Annotated in this window: 17 protein-coding genes; 8 read left to right on the top strand and 9 right to left on the bottom strand. The window is 71.5% G+C overall.

Annotated elements, in window-relative coordinates:
* Positions 1 to 14 precede the first annotated feature (14 nt).
* Entirely contained in the window at positions 15 to 1061 is a 1047-nt protein-coding gene (locus ACTWPP_RS00300; protein WP_443101964.1) for a substrate-binding domain-containing protein, read from the top strand.
* Here ACTWPP_RS00300 and ACTWPP_RS00295 read toward each other — a convergent pair whose 3' ends face one another.
* From ACTWPP_RS00295 to ACTWPP_RS00275, 5 genes are all read right to left on the bottom strand, one after another.
* Positions 1062 to 1244 carry a helix-turn-helix domain-containing protein gene (locus ACTWPP_RS00295; protein WP_443101963.1) on the bottom strand — a complete coding sequence of 61 codons (183 nt, stop codon included), beginning with the start codon at positions 1242 to 1244 and terminating at the stop codon, positions 1062 to 1064. It abuts the gene before it with no gap.
* A 289-nt stretch (positions 1245 to 1533) separates the two neighbouring features.
* A complete protein-coding gene (locus ACTWPP_RS00290) occupies positions 1534 to 2472 on the bottom strand; it encodes a DNA-3-methyladenine glycosylase family protein (protein ID WP_443101962.1) in 939 nt (312 codons plus the stop codon).
* 242 nt (positions 2473 to 2714) lie between these two features.
* Positions 2715 to 3782, bottom strand: coding sequence for a sugar phosphate nucleotidyltransferase (locus ACTWPP_RS00285; RefSeq protein ID WP_443101961.1), 1068 nt, complete (start codon positions 3780 to 3782; stop codon positions 2715 to 2717).
* Between the two features lie 38 nt (positions 3783 to 3820).
* Positions 3821 to 4978, bottom strand: a complete 1158-nt coding sequence (locus ACTWPP_RS00280; RefSeq protein ID WP_443101960.1) for a glycosyltransferase family 4 protein — start codon at positions 4976 to 4978, stop codon at positions 3821 to 3823.
* Between the two features lie 171 nt (positions 4979 to 5149).
* Positions 5150 to 5854, bottom strand: a complete 705-nt coding sequence (locus tag ACTWPP_RS00275) for a class I SAM-dependent methyltransferase (protein ID WP_443101959.1) — start codon at positions 5852 to 5854, stop codon at positions 5150 to 5152.
* A 65-nt stretch (positions 5855 to 5919) separates the two neighbouring features.
* Between ACTWPP_RS00275 and ACTWPP_RS00270 the strand changes: the two genes are divergently transcribed.
* Positions 5920 to 6888 (top strand): lysylphosphatidylglycerol synthase transmembrane domain-containing protein, encoded by a 969-nt coding sequence (locus tag ACTWPP_RS00270; protein ID WP_443102699.1) that lies wholly within the window; start codon positions 5920 to 5922, stop codon positions 6886 to 6888.
* Complete coding sequence (gene trxA / locus ACTWPP_RS00265) at positions 6885 to 7208, top strand: thioredoxin (RefSeq protein WP_443101958.1); 324 nt, start codon at positions 6885 to 6887, stop codon at positions 7206 to 7208. Before ACTWPP_RS00270 ends, trxA begins: the two co-directional genes overlap by 4 nt.
* Here trxA and ACTWPP_RS00260 read toward each other — a convergent pair.
* Genes ACTWPP_RS00260 through ACTWPP_RS00250 form a run of 3 tightly spaced genes read right to left on the bottom strand, consistent with a single transcriptional unit; the run spans position 7189 to position 11473 of the window.
* Positions 7189 to 8283: a glycosyltransferase family 4 protein gene (locus tag ACTWPP_RS00260; RefSeq protein ID WP_443101957.1), complete on the bottom strand. Its 1095-nt coding sequence runs from the start codon at positions 8281 to 8283 to the stop codon at positions 7189 to 7191. The two genes, trxA and ACTWPP_RS00260, sit on opposite strands and share 20 nt — an antisense overlap.
* Before the next feature lie 22 nt (positions 8284 to 8305).
* The gene (locus tag ACTWPP_RS00255) at positions 8306 to 9346 is read right to left on the bottom strand and encodes a glycosyltransferase family 2 protein (RefSeq protein WP_443101956.1); all 1041 of its coding nucleotides are present in this window, start codon (positions 9344 to 9346) and stop codon (positions 8306 to 8308) included.
* A 39-nt stretch (positions 9347 to 9385) separates the two neighbouring features.
* Positions 9386 to 11473: a hypothetical protein gene (locus tag ACTWPP_RS00250; protein ID WP_443101955.1), complete on the bottom strand. Its 2088-nt coding sequence runs from the start codon at positions 11471 to 11473 to the stop codon at positions 9386 to 9388.
* Between the two features lie 104 nt (positions 11474 to 11577).
* Between ACTWPP_RS00250 and ACTWPP_RS00245 the strand changes: the two genes are divergently transcribed.
* The 5 genes from ACTWPP_RS00245 to ACTWPP_RS00225 all read left to right on the top strand — a co-directional run bounded on the left by ACTWPP_RS00245 (position 11578) and on the right by ACTWPP_RS00225 (position 20018).
* Positions 11578 to 12438: a TIGR03089 family protein gene (locus tag ACTWPP_RS00245; RefSeq protein WP_443101954.1), complete on the top strand. Its 861-nt coding sequence runs from the start codon at positions 11578 to 11580 to the stop codon at positions 12436 to 12438.
* A 113-nt stretch (positions 12439 to 12551) separates the two neighbouring features.
* The gene (locus ACTWPP_RS00240) at positions 12552 to 13973 is read left to right on the top strand and encodes an LCP family protein (RefSeq protein ID WP_443101953.1); all 1422 of its coding nucleotides are present in this window, start codon (positions 12552 to 12554) and stop codon (positions 13971 to 13973) included.
* Between the two features lie 11 nt (positions 13974 to 13984).
* Positions 13985 to 15145 (top strand): acyltransferase family protein, encoded by a 1161-nt coding sequence (locus ACTWPP_RS00235; RefSeq protein WP_443101951.1) that lies wholly within the window; start codon positions 13985 to 13987, stop codon positions 15143 to 15145.
* A gap of 121 nt (positions 15146 to 15266) precedes the next feature.
* The gene (locus ACTWPP_RS00230; RefSeq protein ID WP_443101950.1) at positions 15267 to 18815 is read left to right on the top strand and encodes a CDP-glycerol glycerophosphotransferase family protein; all 3549 of its coding nucleotides are present in this window, start codon (positions 15267 to 15269) and stop codon (positions 18813 to 18815) included.
* Between the two features lie 204 nt (positions 18816 to 19019).
* A complete protein-coding gene (locus ACTWPP_RS00225) occupies positions 19020 to 20018 on the top strand; it encodes a CDP-alcohol phosphatidyltransferase family protein (protein WP_443101949.1) in 999 nt (332 codons plus the stop codon).
* A 75-nt stretch (positions 20019 to 20093) separates the two neighbouring features.
* On the opposite strand, the gene ACTWPP_RS00220 is transcribed toward ACTWPP_RS00225, so the two are convergent.
* A complete protein-coding gene (locus ACTWPP_RS00220) occupies positions 20094 to 21686 on the bottom strand; it encodes a glycosyltransferase family 2 protein (RefSeq protein WP_443101948.1) in 1593 nt (530 codons plus the stop codon).
* Between the last annotated feature and the right edge of the window lie 47 nt (positions 21687 to 21733).

The raw sequence follows: 21733 nt of genomic DNA, 5'->3' as shown, positions 1-21733 counted from the left end.
TGTATGACTGACGCGTGGACGAACAGGAGCGCCGCATATGGAGGCGGCCGGCCGTCTGGGCCGCCGCGGCGCTGCTCCTGTCCGGCGTGGGCGGCGGGGCGTGGGCGCTCGGCCTGCTCCCAGGGACGTCAGCGTGCAGCGGTTCCTCGCTCCGGATCACCATCGCGGCCCAGCCGGAGATCGCGCCCGCGCTGAGCGACGTGGCGGACCGCTTCAACGTCGAGGAACACCGCGTGGCCGGACGCTGTGTCGACGCGCGCGTCACGGCGGCCCCGCCCACCGGCTACGCGGGTGACTCGACCCTGCGCGCCAAGACCGACGCATGGGTACCGGAGTCGACGCTGTGGCTGGACATCGTCCGGGACGCCGGCGACACGTCCGTCCCGCCCGCGGGAACGCCGGTGGCCGCGACACCGGTGGTGTTCGCCACGCCCCGTCCGGTCGCGGCGGAGTTCCGCGACGCCGACCTCGACATCGGCTGGGGACTGCTGCTGAAGGACGAAGCGGCCGGTTCCGGCCTGGCCCGCAGCGCCGCCGACCCCCGCACCGGCATGAGCGGGACGATCGCCATGATCGCCGTCGAGCAGGTCGCCGAGGGCAAGGCCGACGACGCGGCCGAGGCACTCCGCGGCAACGCACCCGGCAGGCCGGACGGCACGTCCGGCGCGTCGACGGCGGTACTGGCCGACCTCACCGGCGCCGAACGATCCGCCCGTCCCCTGGCGGTCACCACCGAACAGGCCGTCATCGCCTACAACGACACCCACCGCCCCAACCCCGTCGCCGGCCTCATGCCGGACGAAGGCACGCTGATGCTGGACCACCCCTACGTCGTGACCACGAAAGACCGGCACCGGCGGGACGCGGCGGAGGCGTTCAAAGCCGCGCTCGGGACACGTGCCGCCCACGACATCCTCCAGCAGGCCGGTTTCCGCGCCCCCGACGGAACCCTGGCGCCCGCCTACGCCGACGAGCACGACCTCCCGGAAACGGCACCGCCTTCCCTGCGCCTCCCGACCCGCGAGGAGGTCGAGGAGGCCCTCACGTCCTGGGAAACGTGATCAGGGCGCGCCGCGGACGCAGCCTGGACGATGCTCGACCAGCGGGACGCCCACCTCTTTCCGCAGCTGGGCGAGCTGCTGCGACACCGGGGACGGGCTGGAGCCGAGGGCGTCGGCGACGGCCCCGACCGTCCCGCGCAGCTTGAGTTCGCGGAGCACCCGCAACCGGCCCAGATCCATCATCGTGAAGCGATTCTTACACATTCCCTACAGAAAGAGTCGCTGGACCTGAACGTTGGACTCAGTCAAACTGAACATGCGACGGCAAGGGACGGTGACCCCGCCCCACCCGATCGCCCCGCGCGGGAACGCCGACAGCGATCCCAGAGAAAGAAGAAGACCATGCTGTACGTGCTCGGCATCATGACCGCCCTAGCCATCCTGGGCCCCCTCTTCGGAGCCGACAGCCGCGACGGCCTCGACTGGACCCCGAACAACTTCTGGCTGCGCCGCCGCCCGGCCCCGGCCCCGGTCAGAAAGACCGGTAGTCCCGGACGGGCAAACGGGGGCCGCGCCTCGGCGGGCGCCTCCCGGACGATTCCAGCAGCCGGGTGACCCGGTAACGATGACCGGCGTAGGGCTCCAGGAGTTCGAGCATCCCGGCGTCGTCGACCTTGCGGCCCGCCAGCGCCCAGCCCACCAGGCCGGGCAGGTGGTAGTCGCCGACGGAGACGGCGTCGGGATCGCCCACCGCCCGCTGCCGCACCTCGGCGGCCGTCCAGACCCCGATCCCCGGCAGCGACCGCAGCCGCCCCTCCCCCGCGTCCTCTTCCAGGCGGCCCGCGACCCGGGCGGCCTCGATGATCGTCCGGGCCCGGACGGCCTCCAACCCGGACCGGTGCCACTCCCACGAGGGAATCCGGACCCACACCCCGGGCGGCGGCGGAACCCGCATGTGGGGCGCGCCCGGCGCGGGCTCCCCGAACTTCCGCAGCAGGTAACCCCAGCCCCGCCAAGCCTCCTGCGTGAGCACCTTCTGCTCCATCACCGCCGGCACGAGCGCCTCGAAGACCCGCCCCGTCCGCCCGATCCGCAACCCGGGCCGCCGAAGCACCTGCCCCCGGACGACGTCATGTCGCGCCTCGAACTCCCCGGGCACATCAGAGGCCCCCAGTAGCTCGGGCACCCCGTCCAGCAGCCACCCGGCACCCGCCCCCCAGCCCGTCGCCTCGACGACGTCCCCGCGCCACCGGAGCCGCAGCGTCCCCGGCCCGTCCGGCGTATGGGACGCGCGCCACACGGAGCCGTCCCGCTCCACCCGGAACGCCGGATCATGCGGTCCCCGCTGATGCGGCGAGACCGTGCCGAGCAGATCCAGCGGCCACGGCGGCCGCCACTCCCGGACCCGGCCGGGGAGACGCCCAGCGGTCTTCTCCCCGGCCACACCGGCCGGAGTGTCGGAAGGGCTCAACGAGACCGCCGACCGGCCCGGGAGGTCATCTCATGTACTCCATCATGCGCTCGATCAGTCAACGCGAGGGGATCTCGGGAGCGCCCGCACGGCGATGAGCTCGGACCCTTCCCGAACGTCCGGCACTCCGGCGGGCGAGCACCAGTCTGCCACTCCCGAAGCGCCCCGAAATCAACGCCGATCGGAAGTCCGGCCTACAGCGACACCCGAGCGGCGCCCGCCACGTGAACGCGTCCGGCGGGTCAGGCGTCGGCGGAGAAGCGGATGGCGGTCGGGGGGAGTTCGATGCCGGGCCACACCCGCAGCCCCGCACGGAGTTCGTTGCCGGGGCCGACGACGACGCCGTCGCCCAGCACCACACCGTCCAGGTCGGCGCCGGGGCCCACGCGGGCGTCGCGGCCGAGAACCGAGTCGCGGACCGTCGCGCCCTCGGCGACGAACGCGCCGTCCAGCAGCACGCTGCCGATCACGGTGGCGCCGGCCTCGACCACCGCGCCGCGGCCGACGGTCGTGCCGCCGCGGACGACCGCGCCCGGGGCGACGCTCGCGCCGGCAAGGGCGAGCCGCTCGCCCGGCGCACCGGGCATCGCCGGGGAGCTGAGCGTCCCGAGGACCAGGTCGCGGGAGCCGCGCACGAACGCCTCGGGGGTGCCGACGTCCAGCCAGTAGCCCGACTCCACGTGCCCCATGACGACGGCGCCGGACGCGATGAGGGACGGGAACGTCTCCCGCTCGACGGACACGACCTCGCCCTCGGGGATCACGTCGATCGCCGAGCGGCGGAAGACGTAGCAGCCGGCGTTGATCTGGTCGGTCACCGGATGGGGCGTTTTCTCCAGGAACGCGGTGACGCGTCCCCGGTCGTCGGTGGGCACGCAGCCGAACCGGGACGGGTCGTCGACCTCGGTCAGGTGAAGCGTCACCGCCGCGTCCGCCTGCTCGTGCAGCTTGACTTGGGCGCGCACGTCATGACCGGACAGGATGTCGCCGTTGAGGATCAGGACCGGGTCGCCGGGGCCGCCGGTCAGGGCCCGCGCGGCGTTGCGGATGGCGCCGCCGGTGCCGAGCGGCTCGTCCTCGCTGACATAGGCCAGGTCGACGCCGTGCGCGTGGGTGCCGAACGCCGCCTCGAACATCTCGGCGCGGTAGGACGTGGCGAACACGATGCGGGTGACGCCCTCGGCGTGGGCCCGGGCCAGCTGGTGGGCGAGGAACTCCACGCCGGCCGTGGGAAGCAGGGGCTTGGGGGTGGAGATGGTCAGGGGGCGCAGGCGGGTGCCCTGACCTCCCACCAGCAGGATCGCTTCCACTCGGTTCCTTTCTCCACCGGGGCGCGGTGCGAGCGAGCCTAGCGGGTGCGGGAGCCTCGGGCCCTCTCGTGCTGGTCGACGGCCCGCTGGTAGGAGGCCATGTGCCCCTCCGCGGACGCCGACCAGGAGAACTTCCGCGAGCGGACGTGGGCGGCGTCGGCGAGTTCGGCGCGGCGGGAAGGCGCGTCGATGAGGGCGTCGAGGGCCGCGCCGATGCCGGGCGGGTCGGGTTCGGTGTAGGCGACCGCGTCGCCGCCCACCTCGGGGAGGGGACCGCGGCGGGTCGTGAGGACGGGAGCGCCGCAGGACATGGCCTCCAGGACGGGGAGGCCGAAGCCCTCGCCGCGGCTGGGGAGGGCGACGACCAGGGCGCCGCCGAAGAACCCGGGGAGGGACGGCCAGGGCAGGTACCCGGGGCGCAGGACGCGCAGGTCCAGCGGCACGGTGGCGAGGGCGGCGTCGACCTCGTCGTCCCAGCCTCCGCCGCCCGCGAGGACGAGCGCCGGGGCGTCGGGGCGGTCCGCGCAGGACCGGACCCAGCCGCGGATCAGGTTCGGGACGTTCTTGCGCGGCTCCAGCGCGCCCAGGTAGGCGACGTAGGGGTGGCCGTGCAGGCCCAGCCGGTCGGAGACCTGCTTGATCTCCGCCTCGGACGGCCGGTGGAACACCTCGTGGTCGACGCCGTGGTAGGCCACGTCGATGCCGGCGGGGTCGGCGGCGAGGAGCCGGACGAGCTCGTCGCGGGTCGCGCGGGACGGGACGATCAGCCGGGTGGCGCGGCGGGCGGCGGTGCGGATCGCCGACTTGATGTAGGTGCTGCGGACCGGGTCGTGCGCCTCCGGTTCGGCGAACTGCGTCACGTCGTGGATCGTCACCACGGTGGGCAGCACCGCGCTCACCGGCATCGTGTAGGTGGGCAGGTGGATGACGTCCGCGGCGACGCGTTCGGCGACGTGCGGGAGGCCGGACTGTTCCCAGGCCAGGCGGGAGGCGCGGTGCGACAGCGCCGCCGGGCCGGCGACGATCCGCGCTCGGGGGACGAGGCCCCCGTAGCGTTCCTCGTCCGCACGCTGGCAGACGACGGCCAGGTCCGCACCCTGCGCGTGCAGGGCGCTCAGCAGCCCGTCGACGTACCGGCCGAGTCCGCCGCGGTCGGCCGGCACGGCGGTGGCGTCGAGCAGAATCCGAGGCGCCACGGTCCGCTCCCCCTTTCGCGGTGGCGTAGATCACTCTTTACTCTTCGAGCCTACGCCCGTCTGCGCCCCCTTCGGGGCACGTCATTCATCGCGATTCCATGTGGATACCGCCCCTACACATCCCCGAGAACCACCTCTCAATGTGGAGCCGCGCCCCACACCCCTGCTGAACTATCTCTTGCGCGCCTGAACGAGGACGATGCTGCCGCGCTCGTTCGGTGCCTTGCGGTCGGCGAGGGCGACGAGGGGCGTCAACGGCGCCGCCGCGTTGAAGCCGACCTTGCCGCCGTACGTCGAAAGCGACAGGTAGAGGCGTTCCGTGGCGGCCGTGCGGAACTGGTAGCTGTGCCTGACGAGGTCCAGGCCCCGCTCGTCCATCAGCTTGCGGAGGCTGTCGTGGGTGTAGGTGTGCTGGACGTGGTACTTGGCCTTGTGCGCGTCGCGCAGCTTCGGCCAGGTGTCGGCGCGGCTCAGCACGTCGGCGGACATGAAGATGTCACCGCCGGGCTTGAGGACCCGCGCCATCTCGTCCAGGGACCTGCCGCCGTCGTCGAAGTGCTCGATCGCGCAGACGGACAGGATCGCGTCGAACGAGCCGTCGCCGAACGGGAGGCGCAGCGCGTCGCACTCGATCAGGGCGGGCGCGTGGGCGAGCGTCCGCCCGTACACCATCTTGCCGCGGGCGAGGTCGATCGAGACCGCGTCGGCGCCGCGCCGGCGCGCCCGCCCGGCCCAGTAGCCGTCGCCGCCGGCGACGTCGAGGACGCGCCGGCCGCGCAGGTCCCGCCCCATCCAGCCGAGGAGCGTCCCCGCCTCGCGGTACCGGCACACGTGTACCTGGTGGCCCATGAAGGCGACCACATCCGAGATCTTCATCGTTTCCAACTGTAGGCCGCGCGGACGGCCGCGAGGTCGCGTTCGCCTACGCTGGGCGCGTGAAGATGAAGGTCGTCGCCGTGCGGGCGCTGCGGGTGTTCCTGGTGATGCTCGCGCTGGCGTTCTGCGCCTACAGCGTCGCCTCCCAGTGGGACGCGACGGTGGACGCGTTCCGGCAGATGTCCTGGGTGGCGCTGGCCGCGGCGCTGGCCGCGGGCCTGGCGGGGCTCTTCACCTGGATGCTCGGATGGCGGGAGTTCCTCGGCGGCCTCGGGTCGCCGCTGCCGGTGCGCGCCATCTTCCGGATCTCTGGAATCTCCCAGCTCGGCAAGTACGTCCCCGGCAAGGTGTGGGCGCTGGTGACGCAGATCGAGATGACGCGGGAGCACAGGGTCCCGCCCGAGCGCAGCTTCGGGTCGACGCTGCTGGCGGTGGCGACGTCCACGGCGTGCGGGCTGGCGGTCGCGGCGGTGACGCTGCCGCTGACGTCGGTGACGGCGCGCGAGAACTACTGGTTCCTGTTCCCGCTGGCGCCCGTGCTGCTGATCCTCCTCCACCCGAAGATCGTGACCTGGTGCCTGGGGCTGATGCTCAGGATCATCCGGCGTCCGCCGCTGGAGCGTCCGGTGAGCCTGGGCGTGACGCTCAGGGCCATCGGCTGGACGGTCCTCGGCTGGGTCCTCTTCGGTGTGCACACCTGGCTGCTGTGCATGGCCGTCGGCGGCGACGGGAAGGGCCTGCCGTTCCTCGCGACGGGCGCGTACGCGCTGGCGTTCGTCGCCGGGTTCCTCGTCTTCATCGCTCCGGGCGGCATCGGGGCGCGGGAGGCCGCGCTGACGGTGGTGCTGACGCCGGTGCTGCCGGCGGGCGCGCCGGTCGTCGTCGCGATCGCGTCCCGGGTGCTGCTGACCATCGCCGACCTGATCGTCGCGGGGGTGGCGTTCCTGCTCGGGCGTACGACGCCGGGCTCGGGGAATGAACCGCCGTCCAAGCAACTTGTGAGGGGTACGCAGCCAACGAAGGAGGGACCGTGACGGCCCCGATCACCGTGACCGACGCGACGTTCGCCGACGAGGTCCTCAGCAGCGACACCCCGGTACTGGTCGACTTCTGGGCCGACTGGTGCGGCCCCTGCCGCATGATCGCCCCGGTTCTCGAGCAGATCGCCGCGGAGCAGGACGGCAAGATCAAGATCGCGAAGCTGGACTACGACGCGAACCCCGAGACGCCGAACAAGTACGGCGTGATGGGCCTTCCGACGCTGCTCCTCTACAAGAACGGCGAGGTCGTCGAGCAGATCGTCGGTGCCAAGCCCAAGCGCGCCCTGCTGAAGGTCATCGAACCTCACCTGTGAGCGTGTCGAGATAGGCGGCCCACACCGGGCCGTGGTCGACCGGGTGGACGCCGGAGCGGAGCCGCTCCGGCTCCCCCGGCGCGTAGAACCGGCCCAGCGCGCCGGCGAGGGACGCCACGTCGTCGGGTGCGCAGACCAGTCCGTCGACTCCGTCGCGGATCTGGTCCGCGAACCCTCCGACGTCGGTGGCGATCACCGGCAGACCGTACTCGTAGGCCATCCACACGTTCTGCGACGCGGTGGCCGTCCGGTACGGCAGGACGAGCGCGTCGGCGGCGGCGAACAGCCCCGGGACGTCGGCGGCGGGGACGTAGCCCGGACGCAGTTCCACCCGCGAGGTCAGGTCCAGCGACCGGATGAGTTCCCGCGTTTCGTCCAGCCCGCCCCAGAACTCGCCCGCGACGGTCAGCGCCACGTCGTCCGGCCCTTTCGCGAGGGCGCGCAGCAGGACGTCCAGCCCCTTGTACGGGCGGACGATCCCGAAGAACAGCAGCCGGCGCCGCACCTTCTGGTCGTCCGGGGAGGGGGCGGCGGTCACGGGCAGGTGCGCGGGCATCTCCGCGACGCGCACGGGACGCCCGGTGAGGGTGCGCGCCAGTTCGGCCTGCGCCTCGGAGTGGACGAGGACGCCGTCGACCTTCCGCAGGAGACGTCTCATCAGCGGCTCGTCGTACGCCTTGCGCTCGTGCGGCAGGACGTTGTGGCACAGCGCCACCGCGCGGGGGCCTCGCCGCAGCCCCGAGAGAATCCCCAGGTAGGACGGCACCTGAACCGGGCTCAGCACCGCGAGGACGACCAGGTCGTAGGCGCGCAGGGAACGGCCGGTGCGCCACCATCCGTCCGGGCGGCGCCAGTCGAGCCGCCGCCGGGTCCCGGGGAACGGCTCGCCCTCGGGCTCGGAGATCGTCTGCTGCCCCGGGTACAGGAACCCCGGGTACTGGGCGCGCCACGACTCGATGACCACGTCGTGGCCCGCGGCGGCCAGCCGGTGCGCGAGCTCGGTGGTGTGGTGGGCGCCGCCGCCCTTGTAGGGGAACGCGGGCCCGACGATCGCGACGCGTGGCCTCTCCGGCATGCCGCTGGGCGTGGGCATGCCGCTAGACGTCGCCGCGCGACCGGACGATCAGGTCGGCGAGCAGCGCCAGCGACGCGATGATCAACCCCGTCACGAAGATCATGATGGTGTTGTTGGCGAAGTAGCCGAAGTGGACCACCATGTCGAACACGCCCTTGAGCAGCCCGATCACGATCAGCCACAGCGCCGGCGGCATCAGCACCTTGAGCGGGTTGAAGTACATGACCATCCGCAGCACCTGAAGGATGTAGCGGTAGGCGTCCTTGGTGAAGTGGAACTTCGACTTCCCGGCCCGCTTGGCGTAGTCGATCGGCATGTAGTGGACCGGGTGCTGGTTCGACAGGAACGCGATCGTGATCGTCGTGACGCAGGAGAACCCGGGCGGCAGCAGCCGCAGGTACGGCAGCGACACCTCGCGGCGGAACGCGCGCAGCCCCGAGTTCAGGTCGGGGATCCGGCTGTTGGTGAGCCGCTCGGCGACCTTGCGGATGAACCACTTGGCGGGCACCCGCAGCGCCTTGTGCGACCCCTCCTCGCTCGTGCGCGCCCCGACGACCTGGTCGACGGACGGGTCGGTGTCCAGGAGGTCCACGAGCTCGGGGATCCGCTCGTTGGGGTAGGACATGTCGGCGTCCGTCCACACGACGATCTCGCCGCGGGCCTGCTGGGAGCCGATGCGCCGCACCGTGCCCGAGCCGCTGTTGTGCTGGAACGCGACGATCCGCATGTTCGGGAAGCGGGGCGCCGCCTCCCGCAGCCGCGCGAGCGTCGCGTCGGTCGAGCAGTCGTCGACGGCCAGCAGCTCATAGGTCTTGCCGCTGCCGTCCATCGCCTCGCAGATGCGCTCGACCTCGTCGATCACGTGGTCCTGCTCGTTGTAGCAGGGCAGCACGATCGTGACGTGGACCGGCCCGGACGCCGGCTCGGCCCGCTCCGGCGCGGCCGCGGGTTCGGGCGGCGGGGCCGGGGACTCCGGGGCCTGCGGCCCGGCCGCGGGCGGAGGCTCGGGAGCGGGCTGGGCCATCGTCTCGGCGGGCCGGGTCTCGGCAGACTGAGTGCTCACGCAGCGCGAGGATACTCGCCCGGCGGCACCTGGGCGGCCTTAAGACGGGGAGGGTTCGGCGATCCAGACCTCCACGGCCAGCCCCCAGGTGCCGCCGGGCGGCTCGGTGAGCGTCCGCCCGTCCTGCCGCGTCTTCAGGCGCAGGACCCGGGACGGCCGCCCGTACGGCGCGACCTGCTCCGCCTTCGCCGCCATGATCACCGGGCGGCGTCCGGTCTCTCGCACCTTGTAGATGACGCGCCGCATGTCGTCGGGTGTGGCGGCGTCGGTCGTGCGCGCGGCGGGCAGCCCGCACATGCCGCGGACGACCTGGAGGAACCGGTCGGCGGTGGAGCGTTCGACGACCACGACGGAGTCACCCGGCTCCAGGGCGTCGCACATCCCGTCGACGGCGGCCACCTCGCGCTGCTCCGTCCTGGTCACCAGGTAGCCGCCGGATGTCAGCACGACCGGCACCAGCATCAGCGCGACGCCCGCGACCGCGCCCGCCCGCATCGCCCGCGGCGAGTAGCCGAGCCGGCGGACGCGCCGCACCGTCCACGCCGACGCGAACACGGTGAACAGCAGCAGCCCGGGGATGACGAGGCCGATCAGCCGGCGGGACGCCCACGGATGGTCGGGGGTGATCCCGGGCCGGATCAGCACCTGCGTCGTCGTCCAGACGATCATCGCGTAGGGCAGCAGCCACTCCGGGGACTGCCCGCGCATCAGCCGCCGCACCAGCAGCGCCGCGCCGAACGTCGCGAACAGCAGCGCGGGAACGCCGATGTACCAGGCGACCCAGTGGAAGCTGTTCTCCGAGTACTGGCGGGTGCCGTCGACCGGAAGGTCCTGGATCCGCTGGATCATCTCGATGAAGCGGACGTTCATCTCGTCGTCCTGCGTGGCCGGGGGACGGCGGACGGTCTGCACCAGGGGCCGGAGCGCGAACCCCAGCATCACCAGCACGGTCAGCACGGCCGCCGCCCCCGGCGGCCTGCCGCGTGCGACCGCCGCCCCGGCGCGGCGCAGCGGCGCCCCCGTCCGGTCCCAGCGCAGCAGGACCACCATGGCCGTCGTCGCCACGAGGATCGCCACCGTGATGGCCAGCAGCGGCGCGAGCGACGCGTACAGGTAGGCCAGGTAGGGCAGGGACAGCGTGAAGCCCTCGGTCAGCCCGGCGCCGGCGCCGAGCAGCAGGCCGCCGGCCGTCCAGTAGCCGATCCACCGCATGCGCGCCACGTAGAACCCGGCGAAGACCAGGACCGGGAGGACGTCCCGCAGCCCGTCGATGCGGACCAGGACGATGAGGCCGAGCGCCAGGCCCGCGAGGAACGCCTTCAGGTCGGCGTGCCGTCCCGTCTCGCGCCGGGAGTCGTGCATCAGCGACAGCCCGCCCAGCAACAGGACGATCGCGGGCAGTTCGCTGAAGGTGCTGCGGGACACGTAGAGCATCGGCAGCGTCAGCGCCAGGAGCAGCGCGCCCGCCGGCGCCCAGCGGGGCCCGACGAGGCGGGCGACCAGACCGGCGAACGCGAGCACGCAGCACGCGCCGAGCAGCGGCGCCATCAGCAGGATGCCGTGGGTGCCGCCGATCCAGCCGCCGGGCGTCAGCACCAGCGGCAGCCCCGCCATGAACTGGGGGACGATCGCGCCGTCGTGCTGGTAGAAGGCGGGGCTCTCGAAGTAGAGGACGCCGTCGGGGCCGCCGAACGCCTGCTCCATCAGCGGGATCGGCAGCGACCCGTGCTCGGCCAGCCAGGTCGCGAACTGCACGTAGGAGGCCGGGTCCCGGCGGACGATGATCTGCTCCGAGCTCATGACGATCTGGAGCACCAGGAACGCCACCGTGATGCCGAGGACGGCGGCGACGCTCCACCACGGCACCGCGTCGCCGGTGTCGCGGGTGTCGCGGGTGTCACGTGCGTCGTCGGCGTCGTCGGCGTCATCGGCGTCATCGGCGTCCTCGCGTGGCCGGGACCGCAGGCCCAGCCACAGCGCCAGCGCCGCCGCGGGCACGAACAGCGCGATCGCCGGGACCGGACGGAACACGCCCGCCATCAGCAGCGGCAGCGAGACGGCCAGCCACGCCACGATGAGAAGCGCCGGGATCACGGTGACCCGCACGAGCAGCCGACCCGCGTTCATGTTCTCGCCCCGTGCTCGTCCGTCGACTCTTTCACCCGTGCGGAGCGTAGCGGTACCGGCAGGGTGCCGACTCCCGGCTGATCATGCGGGCATACGCTCGGCCCATGAGCGCACACGCCGGGAACGCGGCCGGACCCGCGGAACTGCTGCGGCGGCGGGTGGCGGACGACCCGTCCAACCCGCTGGTGACCTTCTTCGACGACGCGAGCGGCGAACGGGTCGAACTGTCCGCGCGGACGTTCGACAACTGGGTGGCCAAGACGGCGAACTTCCTGGTGGACGGGCTGGCCGCCGAGCCGGGCACGCGGGTCGTGCTCGTCCTGCCGCCGCACTGGCAGACCGCGGTGTGGCTGATGGCCTGCTGGTCCGCCGGGCTCGTGGTGGAGCCGGTCGAGCCGGAGGCGGTCCGGGGACGCGGCACCGCGGAAGCGGCCGGGGGCGCCGAACCGATCGGGGCGGCGGGGCCGTACATCCTGGCGGCGGCGCAGGAGGTGCTGGACGACGTGATCAGGGACCCGGAGGCCGAGGAGATCGTCGGGTTGTCGCTGCACGCGCTGGGCGGGGCGCTCGCCGAGTGCCCGCCGGGCGTCACCGACTACGCCCTGGAGGTCCGCAGCTATGGTGACCGGTTCGTCCCAGGCCCGGAGGTGACGCCCGAGATGCCCGCGATGAGTGTGACAAAGACCACACTCACGGGGGTGGAACTTGTCGGCGCGGGCCGCGCCGCCGTCGAAAAATGGGAGCTGGACGCACGCGACCGGCTCCTGGTTGACATGTCCTTCGCCACACTCGACGGGGTACTGACCGGCTTGCTCGCACCACTAATCTCGGGTGCTTCCGTCATAATCCAACGAAACTTCGACAAAGCGACACTAGATCGTCGTGTGACCGTGGAGCATGTGACGGTGGTCGCCGGACTGTCCGGAGGCGATGACGAATCCGGGCACCCACGCCGGCTCGCCTGACCTACGCTCTCCCTTGCCCTCGTCCAGTACCCGACCCCGGAAAGCGGGCGTACGCCTTGTGGGGGACGACCCCCACACCCCCCACAACTGCCTAGACCCGGACCTCGGAGCCGATGAACAGCAACCCGATGTACATGGAGTACGTCGACGACGTCGATCCCCACCCGGCGCCTCGGCGTGGCTGGCGCATCCTCGGATGGGTGTGCATCGGACTGTCGCTCGTCATGGTGGCCGGATCCCTCACCGCCTACGGCCTGTACCGCCAGGCGTTCGGGAACATCTCCCACGAGGACGTCAACGCCCAGCTCGGCCCCGACCGGCCGAAGAAGCTGAACGAGGCGATGAACATCCTGCTGCTCGGGTCCGACACCCGCGCCGGGGCCAACGCCAAGTACGGCCGGCGGCTGAAGGACGACCCGCCCCGCTCGGACACGATGATCCTGCTGCACCTGTCCCCCGGCGGCGGCCAGGCGATGGGCATCAGCTTCCCCCGCGACCTGATGGTCCAGATGCCGTCCTGCAAGGGCAGGAACGGCCAGGTGATCCCGGCGCAGTCCCGCGCCCAGATCAACTCGGCGTTCACCAACGGCGGCGCGGCCTGCGTCATCAAGACGATCGAGAGCATCTCCAACATCCGCGTCGACCACTTCATGCAGGTCGACTTCAACGGGTTCAAGGCGATCACGAACGCCATCGGCGGCGTCCCGGTGTGCCTGTCGAAGGCCGTCAACGACCCCCAGTCCGAGCTCCGGCTGAGCGCGGGCAAGCACAACATCAAGGGCGAGCAGGCACTGGCCTACGTGCGCGTCCGGCACGGCCTCGGCGACGGCTCCGACCTCGACCGCATCAAGCGCCAGCAGAAGTTCATGGGCGCCCTCGCCAGCAAGGCGCTGAGCGCGGGCGTGCTCAGCAACCCCAAGAAGCTCATCAGCCTGATGAACGCGGTCACCGAGTCGCTCACCACGGACAAGGAACTGACGCCGCAGGTCATGATGGACATCGCCCGCGAGATGCAGGGCATGACCTCGGGCAAGCTGCGCTTCGTCACCGTCCCGTCCGGCCCCGACCCGCAGGACCCGAACCGGGTCGCGCTCAGCGACACCGCCCAGCCGTTCTTCGCCGCGGTCCGCAACGACAAGACCGTGCCCAAGGAGCCCAAGCAGGGCGATGTGAAGATCCCGCCGAGCCAGGTGCGGGTGCGGGTCTTCAACGGCAGCGGCATCAACGGCCAGGCGGGCCGCGTCGCGGACGACCTGGAGTCGCAGGGCTTCCAGGTCACGGTCGGCGGCAACGCGCCCTCCACCACTTCCACCACCAAGGTGTTGTACGGTTCCGGTGCCGACCAGCAGGCACAGACCCTGGCGGGCCTGATCCCCAGCAAGCCGCAGCCGGCGGCGCGCGGGAAGGGCGGCACGCCGGGCCTGGTCGACCTGGTCATCGGACGGAACTGGACGAACCTGAAGAGCGCCGGCGCGGGGATCCCGAAGCAGCAGGGTGAGATCCGCGCCAGCGACGACATCTGCAAGGAGACCTGACCGGGCAGCCCATGACCTACACCACCAGGCCATCCGGCGCCGATACGGCACCGCCCCCGCGGGAGGCGCCGGCGGCGCCCGGTGACACCGGGGTGCAGGAGAGCCGGCCGCGCAAGCAGCGAGACCCGTTCTTCGACAACGCGAAGTACTTCGCGATCCTGCTGGTGGTGATGGGGCACGCCATCGCCAACGTGCGGTCGGACGTCCCCTTCGCCAAGGCCCTGTACCTCTTCGTCTACATGTTCCACATGCCGCTGTTCATCGTGATCACCGGCTATCTCTCCAGGAACTGGACGTTCTCCACCGGCAAGGCGCGCAAGCTCATCACCCATGTCGGCGTGCCGTACGTGACGTTCGAGATCGCCTACGCGCTGTTCGCCTGGCTGGCGGGCGGGGAGAAGCTGGAGTTCAGCCTCCTCCAGCCGTACTGGCTCATGTGGTTCATGTGCGCGCTGTTCCTCTGGCGCCTGTCCACGCCGGTGTGGCAGCAGGTCCGCTGGCCGCTCGCGCTGGCCGTGGTGTTCTCGCTGCTGTCCTACATGAGCGACCTCGGCGGGGTGTTCAACATCCACCGGGTGCTCGGTCTCCTCCCGTTGTTCGTCCTAGGCCTCTCGCTGAAGCCCGAGCACTTCGAGATCCTCAAGAAGCCGATCGCCCGGCCCATCGGCGCCGCCGTGCTGGCCGGAGGGCTGGCCGTCGCCTTCTTCGCCAAGGACCGCATGTCGGAGGACTGGGTCTACTGGAAGAACCCGTACGCCGAACTCGGGGTCGGCAACGCCGCGGGCACGGTGATGATGTCGGCCATGCTCGTCTCCGCGGTGGTGCTGGTCGCCGCGTTCCTCAGCGTCGTGCCACGCAAGCGCCACTGGTTCAGCGCACTCGGCGCCACGACCCTCTACACGTACCTGCTGCACGGGTTCGTCATCCGCCTGCTGGACTACACCGGCTGGTGGGAGTCGGCCTGGATGCACACGCTTCCGGGGACGTTCATCCTCATCGCCTCCTCCGCCGTCGTCGGCACCGCGCTGTGCGCCGGCCCGGTCGTCCGCACGATGAACTGGGCCCTGGAGCCCAGGATGACTTGGGCTTTCACTCCCCTGCGCCGACCCGCAGGCCGACCCGGAGGCCGTCCTCGCAACCGCCCCCGGCAGGCGGATCACGGACACGGGTGAGAAAAGCAGTCACCAGGTAGGGCGAGCATCCGTCGGATATCATCCCTACGGTCCATCCGCCGCGTTCGTCCAGCGTAAAAGCGGAATTCACCACCTTGCCGCGCCCTGCCGGAGAGAGTCGTTGTCGCCGCTGCTGAGCATCGTCGTCCCGTTTTACAACGTCGAGGCCTACCTCGACGCCTGCCTGGAGTCCATCGCGCAGCAGACGCTGAGCGACCTGGAAGTCGTCATGGTCGACGACGGTTCCGCCGACACGAGCGCGACGATCGCCAAGGAGTTCGCGGAACGGGACGGCCGGTTCCGGCTCGTCCGCCAGGAGAACCAGGGCCTCGGCCCCGCGCGCAACACCGGCGTGCGGCACGCCCGCGGCCGCTACCTCGCCTTCATGGACTCCGACGACATCGTCCCCCGCTACTCCTACGAGCTGATGGTGGGCTCCCTGGAGCGCACCGGCTCGGACCTGTGCTGCGGCGGCGTGCGGCGGCTCACGTCCGCCGGGCCGCGCCCTTCCCCGATGCACACTGAGATCTTCCTCGCCCCGGAGAACGAGACGCACATCACGCGGCGAACCGACCTTCTGGGCGACCGGACCGCGTGGAACAAGCTCTTCCGCAGGGACTTCTTCGACGCGCACGACTTCCGTTTCCCGCCCGGCCTGTACGAGGACGCCCCGGTGACGATCCCGGCGCACTTCCTCGCGAAGACCGTGGACGTCCTGGGCGACATCGTCTACTACTGGCGGGAACGCGAAGGGGAGTCGCAGTCGATCACCCAGCGGCGCACCGAGCCGGGCAACCTTGAGGACCGGGTGCGCACCATCCGGGCGGTCAACGCCTTCCTGCGCGACCGGTCGCCGGAACTGTGGCGCCTTCAGATGACCTCGGCCCTGTCCGGGGAGCTGCCGCTGTACATCGACATGGCCGGCGAGGGCGGCCCCGAGTACCGGGAGCGGCTGCGCACCCTGGTGACCGGCATCATGAACGAGGCCGACGACGCCGCGCTGCGCGATCTGTCGGCGCTGAAGCGGCTCAAGTACCACTTCATCGCCGGGGGGATGTTCGAGGAGCTGCTGGAGCTCATCGGCTACCAGCAGGCCCGCATCTTCACCGCCGACGTGGTGCGCAGGGACGACCGCTGGTACGCGCGGTACCCGTACTTCGGCGACCCGGATCGCGCGGTCCCCGACGAGCTCTACGACGTCACCGACGAGCTGAGCCTGCGGGGCCGCGCCGACGAGGCCCGCTGGGAGGACGGGAAACTGCGCATCTCGGGCCACGCCTACATCACGCGCGTCCCGATGACCGATCCGGACGCCGACCCGGAGGCATGCCGGATCCGGGTGTGGCTGAAGCACTCCCGCTCGGACCTGAAGGTGGAGCTGCCCGTGCGGCGTGTCCGCCGCCCCGACGTGTCGGCGGACGCGCGCCGGGCGGCCGCCGACTACGACTGGGCCGGGTTCAGCGTCGCCGTCGACCCGGCGGCCCTGGGCGCCGGACGCCGGCGCCTCCACCGGCTGCTCGACCGGCGGCCCCCGGCGGAGACGCCGCACGCGGGCACCTGGGAACTGCACGCCGAGGTCACCGCGCCGGGCGGGCTGCGCCGCGCCGGGCAGCTGTGGGGCCCCCGGCGCAGCAACATGCGCTGGGCGAACGCGTGGCACGCGGCCCCGGACGTGTCGATCCGGCCGGTCACCACGCCCGACAACCGGTTCGGCGTCCAGGTGAAGAGGCTCGTCGCGCACGTCACGGCGGCGCGTGCCGAGGACGACGCCATCATGCTGGACTGCCGGGTCCCCGGCGTGGACACCGCCGCCTCCGGTGAGCTGGTGCTGGCCCGGCAGCAGGGCATGGCCGAGGCGCGGCTGCCGGCGAACATCGCCGCGGACGGCACGTTCACCGTCCGGGTGCCCGTCGACGTGCTCGTCTCGCACGGCGCCGAGACCGCCGCGATGCTGCACACCTGGGTCACCGAGGGCCTGGACTGGAAGGCCTCGCTGCAGGTGACCGGGCAGGCGAAGCCGATCAGGCTCACCATCGACGACGACGTCGAGCTGCGCCACTCCCTCGGCACCGACGAGATCGTCGTCACCCGCACCAGGTTCGGCAACCTGCGCGTCCTGGAGCGTTCGCGCCGCCCGGCCGTGTCCGGGGCGGAGTGGACGCCGGACGGGCGGCTCGTCCTCACCGGGGAGATGGCCGGCGCCGGACGCCCGGACCATCTGCTGGTGCGGCTGCGCGACGGCGGCGACGTCCACCGCTTCCCGGCGACCTGGGACGAGCGGGGCTTCACCGCCGAGCTGTCCCCGGCCCGGATCCCGCGGTTCGGCGAGGAGCTGCCGCTGGCGAGCGGGCACTGGGGGTTCTTCGCCCCGACCGCCGAGGGCGAGGTCGCGGTCGCCGTCGCCCGCTCGTCCGTGGCGGCGCTGCCCGAGTCGCGGGTGATCGGCGTGCACTCGTTCAAGCTCGCCGCCTACCAGGGCGACGCGCTGCGCCTCGAATCGCATCCCGCGCTGGACGACGAGGAGCGCGGCGTCCACGGGCTGAAGCGGATCACGCTGCGCGACTACCCCCGGTACCGCTCGGAGCCACTGCGCGACCTGGCGTTGTTCGAGAGTTTCCGCGGCCGGCAGTACTCCGACAGCCCGCGCGCCGTCTTCGAGGAGATGGCGCGGCGGCACCCCGGCCTGGAGTACGTCTGGGTCACCCGGGACGGCCAGTTCACCGTCCCGGAGGGCGTGCGGACCGTCCTGTACGGCAGCCGTGAACACTTCCGGATCCTGGCGCAGGCGAAGTACCTCGTGGGCAACGACCCGATGCCCGAATGGTTCGCGAAGCGGGACGGCCAGCTGTACGTCCAGACCTGGCACGGGACGCCGCTCAAGCGCATCGGCCACGACATCGAACGGCCCCGGTTCCGCAACGCCCAGGACTACCTGCGCCGTTTCGGCCTCGACGTCGCCCAGTGGGACGTCCTCGTGTCGCCCAACCCGTTCAGCACACCGATCATGAAGCGCGCGTTCCGCTACGGCGGCGAGGTCCTGGAATCCGGCTACCCACGCAACGACCTGCTCGCCCGCGGTGACGCGGCGCGGGCGGCGCGGGTCCGCGAGCGGCTCGGGATCCCCGGCGACAAGACCGTGGTGCTGTACGCGCCGACGTGGCGCGACGACCAGGTCCGCCCCGGGACGCACAGCATGGACCTCCAACTCGACCTCGACGCGGCCCGGAGCGCGCTGGCCGGCGACCACGTGCTGCTCGTGCGCGGCCACTTCAACCTCGGCGGCGGCGTCACCGGCACCGACGGCTCCTTCGCCGTCGACGTCAGCCGCTACCCCGACATCGCCGAGCTGTACCTGATCTCCGACATGCTGATCACGGACTACTCCTCGGTGATGTTCGACTTCGCGGTGACCGGGCGTCCCCAGCTGTTCTTCACCTACGACCTGGAGCAGTACCGCGACCGGCTGCGCGGCTTCTACTTCGACCTGGAGGCCGAGGCGCCGGGTCCGCTCTGCCGCACCTCGGCGGAGGTCATCGAGGCGGTCCGCGCCGCCGGGACGACGATGCCGGTCCACTCCGCCCGCTATGAGGCGTTCCGGAGAAAATTCTGCGCGTGGGACGACGGAGGCGCCTCGGCCCGCGTCGTGGACCGCATGCTGGCCGGTCCGTAAGGACGACCGCCGCGGCGCGGATGCGGCGGCCGCGACTCGGCAACATCGGGAAACCGGGCGTGGTCACCAGATACGATCGATGCGGCCGTGACGGCCCCGGCATGCGGATCAGGGGGCACGCTTATGCCGTGATCAGTTCCCGAATCGAGGTTGCGCCACTACGGCGGAGAAGCCACCCTCACGATTGAAAGGACACCTCTCTCCATGGCGAACTTCACGCTCGAGGACGTTCGGCAACGGACGTACAAGGCGCGTGACGCATGGTGGACGGTACTGCTGGTCGACCCGCTCGCCGCCCGGCTGGTGAAGCTCACCGCCAACCGGACGAAGGTGACACCCAACCAGCTCACGGTCGGGGCCCTCCTCCTCGGTCTCGCCGCCGGCGCCTGCTTCGCCGTCGCCTCCTGGCCCTGGCTCCTGGCCGGAGCACTGCTGTACCACCTGTCGTTCACCCTCGACTGCATGGACGGCAAGATCGCCCGCCTCAAAGGCACCGGCTCGGTCTTCGGCGCCTGGCTCGACTACATCTTCGACCGCGTCCGCGTCCTCGCCTGCGCCATCGCCCTCATGGGCGGCCAATACGCCGCCACCGACAACGTCGCCTACCTCTGGACCGCCCTCGCCGTCGTCTTCCTCGACATGCTCCGCTACATGGACGCCCTGGAGATCTACAAGGTGCGCTCCCAGATGCGGAGCAAGCTCAGGGCCACGCGTGCGGAGGCCGGCGCGCTGCGCCTGGCGGCGAGCAACGCCACCGGCGATGCCCTCGGCACCGACACCGACGAGCAACTCGTCGAGGACGCGCTGGCCGAGGACCCGGAGGCCATGGACGACCAGGTCCTCACCGAGCAGACCAACAAGGTCCTCCAGGCCGGATTCGACCGGCGCTTCCCCTGGTACGTGCGAATCCGCAATGTCCTGACCGCCGGCCGCATCCGCCCGCACCTGATCAGCGGCATCGAGTTCCAGATGGGCGTCTTCATCATCGCCCCGATCGCCGCAGCGATCGTCTCCGGCGCCATGATCCCCGTCATCGCCGCCAGTGCCGTCGGCATGCTCGCCTTCGAACTCGTCATCATCTACAAGTTCTGGCTGGCCAGCCGCGACTACACCCGGATGATGGCCAGGCTGAACAAGGAGATCGAGGAGCACCGCGGCCGGCTGCCGGCCGAGGTGGTCGAGGCCGTCAGCGGCTCCGGCTGACCCACGTCCCCGACGCCACCGAAGGCCCCGCGAGCACGGCTCGCCGGGGCCTTCGCCGTAGCGTGCGCGAGGAGGTCAGGACGGCGCGCCGCCGAGGACGCGGCGCAGCAGCCGGAGCAGGCCGGGCCGCCCGATGGACAGGTCCGTCCTCGGCGCGGACGCGACCGCGCCGACCCGGAGGGCGAGAGAGGCCGTCCCCGCCGTCAGATACGGCACCACCACGGGGCCGCCGTCGCTCACCGCCGCGCCCCCGGCCTCCGGGACGGTGACGTCCCCCGCGTTCAGCCGTCCCTCGTGAACGCGTCCCCGGTACGGCGCTGAGACGAAGACGTCGTAGCGGCCCGGGGCGTCCACGGCGGCCGGCGGGTCGATCTCCGCGCCGAGCACGGTGCGTCCGTCATCGGTGGTGCCCACCGGTTCGAACGGCGTCCGGTGCTCGCCGGTCCCGCCCCTCCGGCGCACGACGAGCTCACCGGACCAGGCCGCCGCCTCGCCCAGCGGCTCCGCGATCGCGTGACCGCGCACGGCCAGCAGGCCGCCCCGCCATTCGACGCCGGCCAGAAGCCATTTCTGGTCCGGCGGCCGCGGCACGGCGTACACCTCGTCGGGGACGCCGAGCCGCTCATCGCGCAGCCCCGGGTACGCCGCGAAGACACGGTCGCCCTCGACGTAGTACCTCGCCGGGCCCTGGGCGCGCACCCGCGCCGCCTCGTCGACGAGATCGTCCATCCGGTGGCGCAGAGCGTGGCCGATCAACCGGGCGTACGGCGGGAGGCGACGCATGATCCCTTCACCGCCGTAGCGGTCCAGCAGCCGCCGGGCCGCGTCCCGGGTGGCGCGCCGCTCCCCCTCGCCGAACGCCTGATACCGGGGATCGAACCGGGAGAAGACCTCGACGGCGAAATGGCGGCGCAGCAGCCGGTCGCGCACCGGCCCGGGTGCCGTCCGCTCCGACACGAAGGCCATCAGCCGGTCGATCTCCGGGAAGTAGAGCTCGGCGGGCGCGCCACCGCGCTGCAGCGCGCTGGTGCCGTCCTCGCGCGCCACCCAGTAGTAGCAGTCGTGGTCGGCCAGCACCGACACGCCCTTGGCCTCGAAATAGGCGCGGACGGCGAAGATCTGGTCCTCACCGGAAAGGACGCCTTCGGGGAAACGGATGTCATGCCGTTCGAGCAATGCCCGCCGGTAAAGCTTGAGCGCGGTGATGCTGCCGTAAAGGTTCGGCACGGGATCGAAGATCGTGGTGAACTCCACGTTCTCCTTGAACAATTCCGGATGAACCCGGCGCCCCACCCCCACATATTTGGGGACGACCACGTCCGTGCCGTTCGCGTCGGCCATCGCGCAGCAGCGTTCCAGCGCCTCGGGGCCGAGCCAGTCGTCGGCGTCGAGGAAGAAGACGTACTCGCCGGTGGCGCGCTCGATCCCCACATTCCGGGGCCGTCCCGGACCGCCGGACGCCGACCGGTGCACGACCGCGAACCCGGGCCGTCCCGCCGCGAGCCGGTCGAGCATTTCCCCGCCGCCGTCGGTCGACCCGTCGTCCACCGCGATGATCTCGATGAGCTCGCCCGGCAGCGTCTGCTCGAAAATGGAGCGAAACGCCCGGTCGAGTGATCCCGCACAGTTGTGGACGGGCACGATGACGCTGACCTTGGGGGTCCCCATGCGACTCCAAGTTCACTGACGGCGGCGAGATCGACTGGGGGCAGAGG

Origin of the sequence: Actinomadura sp. 3N407 (assembly GCF_052245875.1) — a bacterium.
Lineage (GTDB): Bacteria > Actinomycetota > Actinomycetes > Streptosporangiales > Streptosporangiaceae > Spirillospora.
This window is presented reverse-complemented; position numbering and strand designations above follow the sequence as displayed.

Bases quoted from the DNA above. Each gene is read 5' to 3' on its own strand.
- ACTWPP_RS00295 (WP_443101963.1), bottom strand. From the start codon at position 1,244: ATGATGGATCTGGGCCGGTTGCGGGTGCTCCGCGAACTCAAGCTGCGC.
- ACTWPP_RS00275 (WP_443101959.1), bottom strand. From the start codon at position 5,854: ATGAAGATCTCGGATGTGGTCGCCTTCATGGGCCACCAGGTACACGTG.
- ACTWPP_RS00270 (WP_443102699.1), top strand. From the start codon at position 5,920: ATGAAGGTCGTCGCCGTGCGGGCGCTGCGGGTGTTCCTGGTGATGCTC.
- ACTWPP_RS00260 (WP_443101957.1), bottom strand. From the start codon at position 8,283: ATGCCGGAGAGGCCACGCGTCGCGATCGTCGGGCCCGCGTTCCCCTAC.
- ACTWPP_RS00250 (WP_443101955.1), bottom strand. From the start codon at position 11,473: ATGAACGCGGGTCGGCTGCTCGTGCGGGTCACCGTGATCCCGGCGCTT.
- ACTWPP_RS00245 (WP_443101954.1), top strand. From the start codon at position 11,578: ATGAGCGCACACGCCGGGAACGCGGCCGGACCCGCGGAACTGCTGCGG.
- ACTWPP_RS00240 (WP_443101953.1), top strand. From the start codon at position 12,552: ATGAACAGCAACCCGATGTACATGGAGTACGTCGACGACGTCGATCCC.
- ACTWPP_RS00235 (WP_443101951.1), top strand. From the start codon at position 13,985: ATGACCTACACCACCAGGCCATCCGGCGCCGATACGGCACCGCCCCCG.
- ACTWPP_RS00225 (WP_443101949.1), top strand. From the start codon at position 19,020: ATGGCGAACTTCACGCTCGAGGACGTTCGGCAACGGACGTACAAGGCG.
- ACTWPP_RS00220 (WP_443101948.1), bottom strand. From the start codon at position 21,686: ATGGGGACCCCCAAGGTCAGCGTCATCGTGCCCGTCCACAACTGTGCG.